9 protein-coding genes are annotated in these 16,023 nt (G+C 45.5%); 6 read left to right on the plus strand and 3 right to left on the minus strand.

All coding sequences use genetic code 11. The features are described 5' to 3' along the window. Positions 1-3: 3 nt before the first annotated feature. Positions 4-3,699, plus strand: a complete 3,696-nt coding sequence (locus AC1DYT_RS09290) for a DUF6443 domain-containing protein (RefSeq protein ID WP_477469344.1) — start codon at positions 4-6, stop codon at positions 3,697-3,699. A gap of 789 nt (positions 3,700-4,488) precedes the next feature. Here the strand turns inward: AC1DYT_RS09290 and AC1DYT_RS09295 are convergent. From AC1DYT_RS09295 to AC1DYT_RS09305, 3 genes are all read right to left on the minus strand, one after another. Then, on the minus strand, positions 4,489-5,181 hold the full coding sequence (locus AC1DYT_RS09295) for a LytR/AlgR family response regulator transcription factor (RefSeq protein WP_477469345.1): 693 nt from the start codon (positions 5,179-5,181) through the stop codon (positions 4,489-4,491). A 1-nt stretch (position 5,182) separates the two neighbouring features. Beyond that, positions 5,183-6,196: a sensor histidine kinase gene (locus tag AC1DYT_RS09300; protein ID WP_477469346.1), complete on the minus strand. Its 1,014-nt coding sequence runs from the start codon at positions 6,194-6,196 to the stop codon at positions 5,183-5,185. Between the two features lie 125 nt (positions 6,197-6,321). Then, entirely contained in the window at positions 6,322-7,542 is a 1,221-nt protein-coding gene (locus tag AC1DYT_RS09305; protein WP_477469347.1) for an acyltransferase family protein, read from the minus strand. 235 nt (positions 7,543-7,777) lie between these two features. Between AC1DYT_RS09305 and AC1DYT_RS09310 the strand changes: the two genes are divergently transcribed. The 5 genes from AC1DYT_RS09310 to AC1DYT_RS09330 all read left to right on the plus strand — a co-directional run bounded on the left by AC1DYT_RS09310 (position 7,778) and on the right by AC1DYT_RS09330 (position 16,003). Continuing rightward, positions 7,778-8,185, plus strand: coding sequence for a hypothetical protein (locus AC1DYT_RS09310; RefSeq protein ID WP_477469348.1), 408 nt, complete (start codon positions 7,778-7,780; stop codon positions 8,183-8,185). Between the two features lie 70 nt (positions 8,186-8,255). Beyond that, complete coding sequence (locus AC1DYT_RS09315; protein WP_477469349.1) at positions 8,256-9,305, plus strand: alpha/beta hydrolase family protein; 1,050 nt, start codon at positions 8,256-8,258, stop codon at positions 9,303-9,305. A 93-nt stretch (positions 9,306-9,398) separates the two neighbouring features. Further along, entirely contained in the window at positions 9,399-9,950 is a 552-nt protein-coding gene (locus AC1DYT_RS09320) for a hypothetical protein (protein ID WP_477469350.1), read from the plus strand. Between the two features lie 615 nt (positions 9,951-10,565). Then, entirely contained in the window at positions 10,566-12,089 is a 1,524-nt protein-coding gene (locus AC1DYT_RS09325) for a hypothetical protein (RefSeq protein ID WP_477469351.1), read from the plus strand. A 164-nt stretch (positions 12,090-12,253) separates the two neighbouring features. Then, positions 12,254-16,003, plus strand: a complete 3,750-nt coding sequence (locus AC1DYT_RS09330; RefSeq protein WP_477469352.1) for a hypothetical protein — start codon at positions 12,254-12,256, stop codon at positions 16,001-16,003. The last annotated feature ends 20 nt before the right edge of the window (positions 16,004-16,023 follow it).

The raw sequence follows: 16,023 nt of genomic DNA on the forward strand, positions 1-16,023 counted from the left end.
GCCATGAAGACAGCAAGCACCAACTTTATCAAAGTAAACCGGATAACGGCAACAACCTTAAATGCATTTTCAATGATTACCATATTACTACGGCAGGTAAAAAAAATCGGAGGTATCGGTTTGCTGCTACCGGCGTTATTGTTTTGCGTAGCCGATTTACGAGCGCAAACATTTGTTACCGCCCCCATGACCGGGACACCTGCAGCAGGGCAATATTATAACAATACAAGCATTACGTTACAGGCGCCATTCTCCTTTACCGCAACAACAGGGCAGAGTTTATATTTATATATCGGCTGCACGCCCTTGCAAACCAATGCCAGTTACTGGAAAAATTATATCGTAACCAGTACGCCCCGTACCGGCATATCCGATGCATCGCTACTGGCTAACCGTGGCGCCTGCGATATGATGCAAACCATACAGTACTTTGATGGATTGGGCAGGCCCCTGCAAACTGTACAGGTAAAAGGCAGCCCCGACGCTACCAAAGACCTTATACAGCCGGTTGTTTATGATATTTATGGCCGCGCGTCATATAACTATTTGCCTTACGTAAGCAGCACGGGCGTATCCGGAAGTTTCCGTGCCGATGCCCTTGCAGGGCCAAACGGCTATGCAGACAGCAAGCAAAAGCAGTTTTATGCGCTAACGGGCCAAAGTTATAAGGATATCACCTCGCCGTTTTCTTTAAGCAAATTCGAGCCTTCGCCTTTGAACCGGGTTACGGACCAGGGCGCTCCCGGCGATATTTGGCAGCCATCCACATCGAGGACAGACCTTGCAGGCAGAACTGTTGTGATGGAATACGATGTGAACAATATTGTACCTATCGCAACTATTGCAACAACGCGCCTGGTTGCAAAATACACTGCAACCGTTCAGGCCCATCAGGGTTGTATTTTTGGACGTGCTGCTGGTAGTGCCGGGATCTATGATGCCGGGCAGCTTACCGTAAGCATTGGTAAAGATGAGAACTGGACGAGCGGGCGCTTAAATACAGTAGAAGAATATAAAGACAAAGAGGGGCATGTGCTGGTAAAACGCACTTTTATCACCAGCGGCGGTGTCGTAAAGCCCTTGTCCACCTACTATGTTTATGATAACAGAGGATTGCTTGCGTTTGTATTGCCGCCTAAGGCCAACCCGGATAACGCCAGCGCAATATCGCAGACCGTAATGGATGAACTTTGCTATCAATACCGGTACGACGAGCGCGGCAGGATGACGCAAAAGAAGCTGCCGGGCAAGGGCTGGGAATTTATTATTTACGATAAACTCAACAGAGTTGTTGCCACGCAGGATACGATACAACGAAGCAAACCCACCCAGGAATGGACGGTAATGCGTTATGATGCCTTGGGCAGGCCTGTGATGACGGGCATTTACCAATACGGATCGGCACTCACCAATTACCGTACCGCTGTGCAGAATCTGGCCAATGCCTTTACCGTATTTTGGGAAACGCCTACAGGCACCGCCGCTAATTACGGTTACACGGCATCCAGCTTCCCATCAGCTGTAGCAAGTACGCTATCCGTGAATTATTATGATACTTACACCTTTGCGGGTACCAATCCCTATCCTTTTGCCTCAGCAAGCATAGCTACAAAAGGCAAGCCCACGGGCGGCTTAGTGAATATTTTAGGGACGAGTGCCATGCTGATGTCGGTAATTTATTATGATGACCTGGGCAGGGCGGTAAAGACCTTCTCACAGCATTATTACAATGGCGCGGCAAGCACCAACAATTACGACGAGGCTACTACCGCTTACGCATTTGCAGGAGAACCCACTACGGTTACACGCTCTCACTATATTAATGCGACGGGCAATGTAAAGCAGCTTGGGGTTACAGTGGCCAACCGTTATTTGTATGACCACCTGGGGCGCAAGATTGATACTTACCAGGCTACCGGCGCAGTCAATGCGCCGGAAATACTTATTGTACATAGCGATTATAATGAGGTTGGGCAGCTGTACCAGAAAAAGCTGCATTCAGAAAATACCGGCGGCAGCTACCTGCAAACCATAGCCTACCGTTACAATGACCGGGGCTGGCTGGCGAAAGTGAACGACCCTTACGTAACGCCCCCTACCGACAACACAAAACTGTTTAGCATGGAGTTGAAATATACCGACGGCACTTATAAGCAATTCAATGGCAATATTGCCAACCAGGTTTTTTTAAACACCGGAAGTACCGCCGAACCCCTGCAAACATTTACTTACAAATATGATGAGTTGAACCGCCTCATCAGCGGCGAATCCTTGGGTGCCACCCTGGCAGCTGATAATATGCGGGAGAAAGACATCACCTACGATGAGTTGGGCAATATAAAAAGCCTTACCAGGGATGGAGCAGTGTTAGGTTACAATTACTTCTTCAACAATAGCGTTGAAACCAACAGGCTGAAATCCGTTTCCGGCATAACTAACACCGACTATGGCTACGATGGAAACGGCAATATGGTAACGGATGCACGAAACAGCGCATTGCTCACTTATAACTTTTTAAATCTGCCCCAAACAGTTACCAAAACAGGAGTCAGTTTGGCCTATACCTATAATGCGGCAGGAGAAAAGATTAGGAAAGTAAGTAATGTAACGGGTACTTCAGATTATATCTCGGGCATCGTGTACAATACGCTCAATAGCGTCTACCGCATCGATTTTATCCAGACCGAAGAAGGCAGGGCCGTCAATAATGGCGACGGTACATATCGCTACCAGTACGACCTGAAAGACCAATTAGGGAATGTGCGGCTTACCTTCCAGAAGAATACAACAACCGGCAAGGCCGATAGAGTACAGAGCGACAATTATTATGCTTTTGGCAAACGAAAATCCATCAACCCAACTTCACTTGTAAACAAGTATCTTTACAACGGTAAGGAAATACAAGACGAAACAGGGGATTACGATTACGGCGCAAGGCATTATGATCCCGAGATAGCAAGGTGGATGGCGATGGACCCCTTGGCCGAAAAGTACAGAAGGTGGAGCCCTTATAATTATGTGATGAATAATCCGATTAGGTTTATTGATCCTGATGGGATGAGTGTCGAGGAGGAAGCGGAAAGGTTACGTAAGATTGTAGCGCAGGCAAAGGCAGCTGAGGCTGCGTTTAATGCACAAGTAGCACAAAGCGACGCTCAGTGTTGCGGGCTCATTGACATTGCTCAACTGACAGCAAGTTACTATGCATTTAAAACAATGATTCAAACAAAATTTAAAAAAGCGTTTAATACAGCAAAAGTTGCTGCACCTGTTCAGAGACAAGCGACGGGAAAAAACACTTTGGAAGTGAAGTTGCTTTCAAAGGACGTTGGTGTCAAAGTGGGAGATAAAGATGTTAGTGTCGGTGGGGGTAGTTACTCACTTGTTCTCAATTCAAAAAAGGGTATAGGGCAAAAAGTAAGCTTTGAATTAGGTAATGATGCCGTCGCAAAAGGAACAGTTGAAGGCATCGCATGGTCCGATGCTGATGCTGAATATAACATTGACACTGAAGTAAACTCGGGAGAACCAAAGGTTCCATTTGTCACAGACGACCCGGAAGTATATGAATATGGACCAGTAAAAATAAACCCAACCGAAATAAAAAAACAATTTAATGACGCGGTACAATCAGTGAGGAATTATTTTAAATCTTTTTTTGATAAAACAACTAAACCACAAAATTATATAGATGAATAAGCTATTGTTGGTGTCAAAAATGACACTTGTTTATTTGACAGTGACTTACGTAATATTATTTGCATTTTTGATTAAAAATATCAATGTTATACTATATAGTGGAAACTACGTTGTTGTTTTTTTCTTGCTTTTGGCGTTAACAATGGCATCGTTTAATATAGCTTTCTTTCTAAAAAAACTAAACGTTATTGAGTCACGTAGGGTGTTCTTATATAATGCATTGTTTTGTTTAGTTTTTAGTTTTAAACTCCGGCTGGGTAGTTGGCTTATAAACAACTTGATCGGAATTAAGCTGTCGATTTATTATTTCAAAAACTCAGCTGGTTCAGATTATGGAATAATGTACGATTGGTTCAATATTACTTTAATGTTTTTTCACAAGGATCATCAAATCATAGGATATTTTATAGAAATTAACTTATTAGTATTGTTAATTGGATTCGTATTGCTCAAAAACTACCTCAACTGGTCGAAGTTTAGCGTAACTTCGACCTAAAATGTCGGCAGCTCCCATTTTCTCCGCCCTTGTTGGTGTTCGTGGAGCTGGCCGTTGTTGTGTCTTATGACCAACAACTGAAGCGCGGGAATGCCCCCTGCTGATGCCTTGGTGGCGCGCGCTATGTGTATTTAACCTGCATTCGCAGTAGGGATAAAAAGGGGAAGCCGCCCGCGCGGGGCTTGAGTGGCAGGCCGAAGCGCTCCCGACAGTAGTTGGGACGGCAAAGCCCGGCCCTGCCTACCGGACAGGCAGGCCCGCTTCTACCGGCGGGACTTCCATAAATATTGCTTTTACAACTTAATTATCCGGTTCATCACCTCATCCTTCAGTTGCCGGCCAATGGGTATGCGGTGCTGCCCAATGTGCAGCATATTGCCCTCGATGGTGTTTACCTTGCCCAGGGATACAACAAATGATTTATGGGTTTGCATAAATGCCTGCCGGGGGAATTTTTCTGCCAGGGCTTTTAGTGTGCTGTGCGTGATCAGCTTTTTTGTTGCCGTATGGATGATCACGTAGTTTTCCATCCCTTCCAGGTACAGCACCTCGTCAAAAACCACCTTCTCCAGCTTGCCCTCTGCTTTTACAAAAAGGTAGGTAGGTTGTTCGGTAGCGCCCTTCAGTCCGAAATAATCCTTCGCCTTATAAGCCGCTTTGGTAAAACGTTCCTGGCTGATGGGTTTCAGCAGGTAGTCCAGCACATCCAACTCAAAACCTTCTATCGCATACTCCTTAAAGGCTGTGGTGAATATTACCTTAGGCGGATTGCTTAACGAACGAAGGAACTCTACCCCGGTAATATGCGGCATCTGTATATCCAGGAACAGCAGGTCTACCGGTTGCTGCTTTAGCATTTCGCCCAGTTCCATCGCATCCTCGCATTGCCCTTTTAACTGCAGGAAGGATGTTTTCTCCACATAGGCCTGCAAGCCTTTGCGGGCGTAAGGTTCATCATCGGTTATAATGCAGGTGATCGGTTTCATGTTAATATTTTAGTTGCAGCGTGGCTACGAACCTATCGGCATGCCTATCCAAAGTTAAAGTATGCTTGCCGGGGTACAATAGCTCCAGCCGGCGTTTCAGGTTTTCGAGGCCGATACCGCTGTTTTCTTTATTGGGTTGGTATTGTCCGGGCAAATCATTTTCTACCTTAAATAATATGCCGCCGGCTTCACTTTGGGCAGTTATGCAGATGCCGTACTTCCCTCCCACGTATTTAAAAGCATTCTCTACCAGCGGCAAAAAAAGCAGCGGGTAAACCTGTTGCCCGGTAAGCGCCGCATCAAAATCAATATGTAAGGCCATTTTTTTGCTGGCACGTACTTTTTGCAGCAGAATGTAATTTTGCAGGTAATCCAGTTCCTGCCTAATGCTTACCTGGTGCTGGCGGTCGTAAAGCTGGTAGCGCAGCAGTTCGGAAAGTAGCTCTATGCTTTGCTTCGCGCCCGGCACATCATCATCCACCTGGAAATAAATGGTGTTAAGCGCATTGAACAAAAAATGCGGATGGTACTGCGCCCGCAGGAATTTCAGTTCGGTTTCCAGTTGGTCGTTGGTAAGTTTTTCCACCAATACCTGGTGTTGTACGTAAGCCCGCAGGTAAGTGCGGCTGCGTACTATACCATAATATAAAATAGTGTACAAAAGGGGGATGATGTTTATCTCTGCCAGGTCGCTAATGGAGAGCCCATCATCGGTAAAGGCGGCCATAGGCATCAGCACCAGGTTATTTACAACGAAAGAAAGCGCCATTATGGTAAGTAGCTCCCAGGTGAGCGAACTTTTTACCGACTTCTTATCGTTATACCGGCAAATGCGTTTAACCCCAAAAAGCACCACATAACCTACCAGTATGCTTACCACAATTTCTCCCGCTGTGGTTTGCCATGGTCGCCTCCAAAAATGCGAGTGCGAATCGGTATCCTGCAACAACCTTATGGTAAAGTAGTTGAGCAAACCGTAAAACGCCGGGAATATATTTTTGAGGAATTGTTTCATGTTGTTTTAATTGTCTGAACTCGAATTAAACGAATTTTTAGAATTTCCAGAATGCTTAAATCGCCAATACAAATTCTGTTAATTCCTTAATTCGTTTAATTCGAGTTCAGAAAAAATTTATTGGGCTATACGAGTACGGCTTCTTTAACTTCCTCTACCACTACCTCCTGCTTCCTAACCTCCACTCCACCAACCTCTAATTTCTGTTCCCTCTCCAGCGGTTTCATCCCAAATAAAAACCTGGTGATGGCATAGGGCTTTATTAGCAAATGGTAAATACCCATAGTGAAGAACAGCGTTACCCCTACCGTGTAAATGTACTTCATGATCACCGTATCGTTGGTTTTTACAATGTAGTAGGCTAAAATAACAATTATGGTTTGATGCAGGATGTAAAAAGGATACACCGCCTGGTTTAAATAAGCCAGCGAACGGTGCGGCCTGTTGAGGTATTGTTTGCCATAGCCAACCAGCCCAAGCACCCAGCTCCAGGCTACTATTACCGAGAAGGTACGGAAGCCGTAGCCTCTCAGTACGCTCCACTCCGCACCGTTTGCAGGCGGGTTTAGCCAAAAGTAATAGATAGGAACCAGGCTGATAAAGCCAATGGTGATAGCAAACCTGCGGTTGCGCTGCAGGCTTTCCATCAGGCTGGGCTGCAGTATGCAAATAAATCCTGCCAGCAAAAACAGCAGCCAATAAACTATAAAGCAGGTATCGTGTATCAGGTCGCTGGTTTGGGGGAATTTGCGGGCATACATGGTGTACCACACTATAGAAGGCAGCGCCAGCAGGTAAACCCATTTGCCCTTTGCCAATACACTAAGCGCTTGCTTGAAACGGGCGCTTTTTGGCGAGATAAGCCACATAAACACCGGTGCAAAAACCAAATCGTACACAAAAAGGTAGCAAATAAACCACAGGTGGTGCCAGCTAAGGTTGCCTTTGGGGTAAGTGCCGGTGGTGAACGTGGTTTTATAAAAGTCCCAGTAGTTGCCGGTGAAGCCCTGCGTAAGGCGCTCCATGTAGATCTGCGGCGGTACGATGATAAACATGCCCACCAGCAGCGGGATAAATAGCCTGGTAAAACGCACCCCGATAAAGCTCCAGGCCGAACGGCGCTGCATCATATAATAGCTCACCGTACCGCTGATAAAAAACAGCAGGGGCATGCGCACCAGGTGCATAAAATAGTTGCTCATGGCCATTAGCTGGCTGGTATCGTGATTGCGGATATGCCACCATTCGTCGTCGGCATAGGGCATGCCCGAGTGGAAGATGAGTACGCCGGCAATGGATATGATCCGGAGCCAGTCGAGGTAGGTTTGTCGTTGCGTGGTTTCCATTTTGTTGTTTTTTATTCAAAAGAATGGCTTGCAGGCAGGGTGTAGAAATTGTTTTGACGAACGGCAATGGGGTGTTGACGAACGGTTGGATTAGAGGTTAGAGAATTGAGATTAGCGGTTAGGGAAAGCACCAAAACATTTCGCCGCCTGATTTTTCAGCTTCACCCGGTTTTCCCGGCTTTCTTCCTGTTTTCTTAGTCAACTTCACATCGTGAATTAAAAAAAAACGAAGTAAATGAAACATCAAATCGGCCCGTATCGCTTTTACATATTTACCCTTGGGCTAAGCCTGTTATTGACATTCTTCGCCCAACTGGCTATAGCACAGAATGCGACCGGATTGACAGATAAAACCCCGGAAGAAAGGGCGCAGTTCCAAACAAACCTAATGAAAAGCAAACTTAATCTGGATTCCGGGCAAGTTACCCAATTACAGGCTATCAACCTGAAGTACGCGCTAAAAACCGACCCGATCATTAAAAGTGATGCCGGCAAGTTTTCCAGGTTCAGGCAAATTAAGGCACTGCAAAAAGAAAAAGACGAGGAGCTTAAAAAGATCTTCACTGCCGAGCAATATAAACAGTATGAGGCTTTTAAGACAGAAATGAAGGATAAAATGAAAGAAAAAATGGGGCAGCGATAATCTGGGCATAACCCTTACCACACCCGGCTGTACCATTATTCAACACATATTCACTAAAAAAAATATCCCAATGAGATCTACTCTGCTGAAAATGAGTTTTTTATTGCTGCTGATACCAGCCTGTTCCAAAAATAGTGACAGCAGCACAAACACCGACCCCGTAGATGATGATCTCGCAGGGCCGATCTCCCGCCCTTCATCCGGCTATGGTGCCGACGGTAGCTATAAAGTCGCGGAGATTAGTTTTCCCAATACCGAATATCCCGGTACGCAAGTAACTATTTTTTATCCTTCGGGCATCACCTCAGCCAGGCCAACGATCTTTTATTCGCACCCGTATGGCGGCGAGGATAAGGAATACAACCGGGGACTGTTCGAGTTCATTGCAAAGAAAGGTTATGTTGTTGTATTTGTACCTTACCCAACAACGGATATCAGCATTGATCACCGTTACTTAACGTTGTGGACCGGTTTTACCAAGGCCGCAGCCGATTACCCCAATATTATCGATACCAAAAAAGCAGGTTTCATGGGGCATTCCTTTGGTGGCGGCGCTTCCATCGGATTGTCTTACAAGGCCTTTACTGAAAAAGGATGGGGACAAGACGGCCGTTTCCTGTTCACGATGGCACCCTGGTACAGTTACCAGATCACGCCCGCACAGCTTTCGAACTTCCCGGCTAATACGAAGATGATCACCCAGGTTTATGACGAGGACATTTATAATGACCACCGCCTGGCCATTGACATTTTTAAGAATATCAATATTTCCAATGCAGAAAAGGACTTTTATTACTTGCGGTCCTCAACTGTTGCCGGCTATAAATACGCAACGGAACATAACTTACCCAATAGCCGTTCTGCTTATGATGCCTATGATTACTATGGGGTTTACCGTTTATTGGATGCGCTGATCGACTACAGCTTTAATAACAGTCAAGCCGGTAAGAATGTTGCCCTGGGCAATGGCTCTACCGAACAGGTGACTATGCCGGGATACAAAGGAGAACTGATGGCACCGTTGGAGGTTACTGATAACCCCAGCCCGAAATATAATCAAAGCAAATACCTTTTTTACTGCAGCAGCCCGGACAATCCCCGGATTGCCAATTGCAATTGATCGACTCACCTGATCCCGGCGCCAGGCAGAAAGTATGATGCTGCTTGCAATAATTCGAAATAATAATTTAGTATCCCTATAAAAAACAACACGATGAAAAAAAGTTTAATCACACTTGCCGCAGGTTCATTGTTGATCTATTCCTGCAAATCAAAATCAGGCAATAACGGATTTGAAATAAAGGATAGCGTAAATGCTACCCAACAAACAAGTTCACCAACAGCGGCATCTGCCGAACAGCCGGCAAATGCACCTAAAACCTATACAGTAATATTCAGCCCGGATACCGCCTTGCTTGGTAAGGCAAAGGAAGCATTAGTAAAATTAATACCGGTAAGTGCTACAGACCTGACCGACCCGGATGGAAAATCCCTGGGTATTGAACTTGTTTTTAAGCTTAGCCTTACGAATAAAGAAAAAATAGGAGGTGATGAAATCAGTGTCAATACAGCAGATTTTAGATTGGTGCTTGACAACAATACCTCTATTTCGCAAAAGTATGGTGGAAACTTCTCTTGTGAGCCTGAATCCACGAAGGAATCTGATAGCGACATCACTTATCGTTTACCAGCGGGTGCCAAACCTAAGGCACTTAACCTGTTCTTTGACGAAACGCGGGCTTCTGTTCAGCTAAGCTTGAAATAATCAATTGAATAACAAGGAGCTACCTCTGTAAAAGAGTAGCCCTTTGATACTGTACCCCGCGTTTAGGAAATCCCTCCTCAATTGAGCCTTTCTAAAAAGTAAGTTGCACCCTTTTTTTCTTGTCTTGCAAGGCAAAGGGACGGCTGACCAAAAAGGTGAAAAGCTTTTTTGGTCAGCTTTTTTGTATAAGCGTTTATGCCGTCACCGCCGGGTCTCTCAATAGAGAACCCTGTGGTAGCATGCAGAGCGGATATCCTGCGTGCGAATGTCCTTACGTCAATCATTTAACGTTTTAGTCGGTAAGCGTTAAACGAAAATTAATTTGGCTGATTTTGCGTTAAATATAATAACGCATTGTTTTTGTTCCGATTAGTTATGCAATTTCGGGTTTTTAAATTGTGGAGAAATATTTCAATTTATTTTTTTGAAATTTAAAAATCTTATTTCTATGTTTAGAACAAATCCTTGTAACCTTATATCACAATACTATGTACAAAATACCCCTCACCAAAAATTGTCTTAAAAATCAAGTGGATGTGCTATTTGATACTTAATAGTTAAGTCAAATACGTGTCTGTTTTATAATTATTTTTTCTATCTCAACCTTATTCCAACATGAAAAAAATCTTGTTTTTATTGTGCCTTATTGGTGGTACATTTTCAACTGCGTTCGCACAAAATTCAAACCCATGGCCAACTTCAGGGAACGTTGGTATAGGTACAAGTACGCCGACCTTAGGTTTATTGCATATAGTCGGCAACGGCTTTGATCTCCTCTCCATGTCGGCAGGCGGTGGGCAACCTATCCAATTGAATGCCTATACCAACTTGGATTTCAGGATCGTTCAGCGCTCAAACGCGCCAATGACCTTCTGGACTAATACTGTCGAAAGATTGAGAATAGATCAAAACGGTAACTTAGGCATAGGTACAACATCCCCTTCTTCTTATTTCCATGGCGGCACTAATAAAGTACTCGAGATTTTCAACTCAAATACTACCCTGAACAGTCAGTCTCATGTTATTTTAAGTACAGGTTCCACATTGGACGGTAGTGGCGGAGGAACCATTAGTTGGGTTTCCAAAAATTCTACTGGCAACCAGGGGATGGCCTATATCGGATCGCAAATACAGGGTAGCGCCACAACTAATGCAGCCGCGAACCTGGTTTTCGGTGTATCAAGCGGTTCAGGTATTGTTGCAAAAATGGTATTAGATAAAAATGGAAACCTTGGGATTGGCACATCAGCACCGACCCATTCCTTAACTTTTGGCTCAACAGGTACTGGCCTTGCTTACTATAACACGGCTGATCAAACAACTAATTTTGAGCGCCTACGCCAATATTGGAGCGGCAATACCTACTATACTATAACCGACGCCGGCGGTACAGGCAGCATTCGTAACCTGGTACTCGGTACATCCTCCAGGATGTTTACAATTGCCAATTCAGGCGGCCCAGCCGGTTTTTTTCAACTCAACAGCGGTACAGCTACGTCAAATGCGAGTATAGCGGCTGTGTCTGGGGCGTTAATGCAATCCGGGGCGCCCGGGCGTGGGCTGGCCATTTTAAATACCATATCGCAAACCGGCACAGCAGGATACCAGGCACTATGGATATCACCTCTGGAAACTACAGTTGGTACCGGGGTGCATAACCTTATTGATGCGGGAACTAATAGTGCATCATTAGGCGGTGGTACGCATACCTCTAAATTCACGGTGGATAATACCGGCAACGGCTACTTTTCAGGAAATGTAGGGATTGGGAAAACTAACCCTCAGGAAGCACTTGCCGTGAATGGTACCGTTCATTCCAAAGCGGTAGTCATTGACTTGATTGGCTGGTCCGATTATGTGTTCGACAAGGCTTATAAATTACCCTCGTTGCAATCGGTGAAAACATACATCGACATGAACCACCACCTGCCCGATGTGCCATCTGCTAATGAAATGGTGACCAATGGTTTGGATGTCGGCGAAATGAATAAGCTGTTGATGAAGAAGGTGGAGGAGTTGACACTTTACCTGATTGAGAAAGACAAGCAGATTGAGGCGCAAAATAGTCTATTGCTGAGGATGCAGAACGAACAAAGAAAATTAAATACAAAAGTTAACAAGCTTTTTAAAAGAAAATAATATCCGTAGAGAAGTAATATTGCTAGTGATCACACTGCTTTTCTGCATGTCGTCCCGCGCACGGACATCGGCAGAGATACAATTTGCGAAATATTTACATGCGCTATCGGACTTACTTCAATAATAATCAAAGTCCCTACCAGCAAGCCTCATAAAATACGAACATGAAATACCGATTGCCTATTCTGCCTGTTTTATTGGCCATATCCGTTTTGTTTTTATCCCAAACCTTAAAGGCTCAAACAGGGCCTAAGCCCCAATTACTTACGCCCCCGCCGCCAGATGTAAGCGCGCTGGGTAAATTCGGGCTTATCCCGGTTAGTAACTTTTCGGGCATACCCAGCATCAGCTACCCGGTTTATACGATCCAGGAGGGGAATCTTCAGTTCCCCATCTCGCTGATGTACCATGCCGGGGGAATCAAGGTGAAAGAGGAGGCCAGCGAAGTAGGCTTGGGCTGGGCGCTCAGCGCAGGCGGGTCAATTGTCAGCACTGTTCGCGGAGGCCCCGATTTCGAAGGGGGGTTTTGGGCTACTTACGTGGACATGCCCGACAATCCTCAGCAGACACTGTTAACAAAATCGCCTCTCTTCAGTATGGATAACTATTATTACATCTGGAATAACAATACCAACACTTTCTTTGCAAATGGCATTTCAAACCCAATCATAAGTGGGCTATCACTTCCTCATAACGGCGTTAACAAAGAATATTTTAATTATTTCGAGGTGGGGTATGATGGAAAGGCCCCCGATTTCGCGTCCGACCTGTATACGATCAGTATCGGCGACCGCAGCTATAAATTCATTTTCGACAATAATTTTAAGCCCGTAGTATTGGGCGACGGTTCATTGAAGATCGAACTCATTTCCTACCCTAACAGTAGCTTCCCCGACTGGAAAGTAACTGATGAGAAAGGTATCATATATTATTTTACGCAGCGACAACTTAATTCAACGAACTCGACGGACCCCTTTTTTATCAATAACCGGGTTTCCCATACACTCAATACATGGCACCTGACAAAAATCGTTTCTCCGATAAATGGCGAAATAAACTTTGAGTACCTGTATTCTACGCAGAATTATACCCATCCATTGCCGAACATCGGCGAAACCTATCTGGTGGGAAACGTTTCGCCACATACGCTGCAACAGGCGGATAACGTTACGGCCAGCTTCTCAATTTACCAGCAGCTCAATATCAGTAAGATCAGCTTCTCAGATGGTTTTGTAAAGTTTGTATATGGTGAAACCCGGGCTGATCTCCAGGTTGCCCGACGTTTGCAGGCTATCGAGATCAGGAATAAAAAGGGCTCATTGGTGAAGAAAATCGTGCTTGACAATGATGCTTATTTTACGGCGACAGCCGGATTTAGCGGAAACGTGGGGTTCAATGGCATTTTTAGTAACTTAAGCCAATATACTAGCGACAACCATAATAAACGGCTTAAATTAAATAGCATTGCAGAATCAGATTCCATAAGTGCAGTGCCGATTAAAAAAACCGTATATACCTACAACGAAACACTTAATCTGCCGGCTAAACTGTCCTTATCGATCGATCATTGGGGCTACTATAATGGTGCGGGCAACCTCCAACTGGTACCTCCCGCAAACATTTATTTGAATGGGGCCTGGCAATCGCTGACCGGTGCCAACAGGGATGCCAACCCTAATTACATGCAGGCGAATATATTAACCTCCATTCAATACCCCACAGGAGGGACATCTACGTTCAACTATGAAACTAACCAATATGTCAGAAACGAACCGGTAACGACTTACCGGGATACCGTCAGCAATTCCTATAAAGCATCCGGGGCAACCGTGATGTCCGCTTCCGGATTTATGGACGCAAACGGCAATATTACACCCGCTGCTAACTGGGTCGGTAAAAAGTTGAACATTTTTTGCCTGGTCGATAGGCACGGTACTTACACGTCCGATTATTTCCTAAATATTCTTGTCTACAAAAACGGCGCATTCCTTAAAAGGATCGCAACATCCAACTCCAGTTATACGCCGGCAATCGATTCTTCTATAGTTATCGAAAGCGCAAGCACTTACCGGGTGTTTTTCGAGCCTTATACGCAGGCTTTTTTCAATAACTGCGAGATCAGGCTTCAGACCTATGTTAAGGCAACAAGCAGTAGTACTGTTTATGTAGATAAAACCTATTATTCAGGCGGGCTTCGAGTCAGCAAGATTACTAACTACGACCCCGTAACACAAACAAGCAACATTAAAAAATTCACCTACATTGATGGCAGGGAAGACGATATACCTATTTATGTCTCCCAGGAAGGCACGGATTATTACAAGTTGTCTGAGGCCCCGAATGTGGTCCTGGCTTCTAACAATTTCCGTTATCGCTACGGGCAATCGATCTACCCTTTCAGCGACGGCCGCGATGCCCCCTGCTTCGGATATTCCACCGTGCAGATCTCCGAAAGCGAAGGCAACAACCTAAACGGGCTGTCGGAGTTCCGCTATAATGCTTCGAGTAATTTTAATTTAAATACCGTATTGTATTACGGCAATACGCTTAGCACCCCGTTTATTGTCAACCCCATCATGGCTACGATACCTTCGGTACCCGGCGGGCGCGGAGACCTGATAGAGGAAAAGCGTTTTAAAGCGTCCGGCAGCAACCTTGTGCCGGTTGCAAGGGATTACTATTACTATGACCGCGATACAGCACCAAAAATTTGGCAGATGCTGTTTAATCAGGGCTTGAGCAGTTACAGCCAGCCCGGGTACGACAATGCCCAGGTATTTAGAATTTACGCCATCCATTTCCCGATACCCGTTTATAAGAATGTAATGAAGCGGAAGGAGCACTTTGAATACGATGCGGCAGGCAATCAGACGCAAACAACCTACGAAGGTTATACCTACGATAAAACAAACGGGCATTTTCAGCTGATTAAGAAAGCGGCCGGTACCTCCCGAGGGGATACTTTGAATACTTATTATAAATACCCCCAGGATTACCCCGACCTTCAGGCGGCAACCGGGCTCGATTCTGCGGCAAATGGCATTAAGTTATTGCAGCAGAAACACGTCATCGTACCGCTGGAATCCTACAACGAACGCGTTACGACTGTTCCATCAGCAGCGAAGCAATACTGGGGAGCAATGCTCAATATTTTCAATACAGACCTGCCCACCCTTAAGCAGGTGCAGGTGCTCGAAACCGTATCGCCCTTATACGGGTTCGCCTTTTCGTCTATTGCGGGCGGCACCCTTGCCAAGGCTGCGGGTTATGCCAGCCGCCTCAACTTAAAATACGATAATATTGGCCGCGTAGTGCAACAGTATCCCGAACGCGGGGCATCCACAGCGTATTTATGGGGCAGCAGCCTTTCCTATCCGTTGGCAAAGGTGGATAACGCGAGCTTAGCTAATGTTGCTTTCACCAGCTTTGAGACTGACGGTAACCCCGGCTGGACGGTAGCTTCCGCATTGCGCGACAACGCTGTCGCGCTGACGGGCAAAAGCTCCTATGTCCTGTCAAACGGGGCGGTAAGCAAAAGCGGGTTGGCCGCTGCCACAACGTATATCGTATCTTACTGGACGCGGAACAGCACCCCATTTAGCATTGCCGGCACTATTAGCGGTTACCCTGTAAAAGGCGGCACGCACATGGGCTGGACCTATTATGAGCACAAAATAACGGGGCAGACAACCATTAGCCTAACCGGGGCAGGGTACATAGATGAACTGAGGCTACACCCCTCTGCTGCACAAATGAGCACTTACACCTACGAACCACTGGTAGGTATTACCAGCATGGCAGATGCAAAGGGCCTGGTTACTTATTACGAATACGACAGTTTCCAGCGGCTAATGAATATCAAAGACCAGGACGGAAACATCCTTAAACATATCGAATACCATTACCAGCAATAATAAACACCCTAACCTTAGCG

The sequence above is a fragment of the Mucilaginibacter sp. P1_D10 genome (assembly GCF_056406215.1).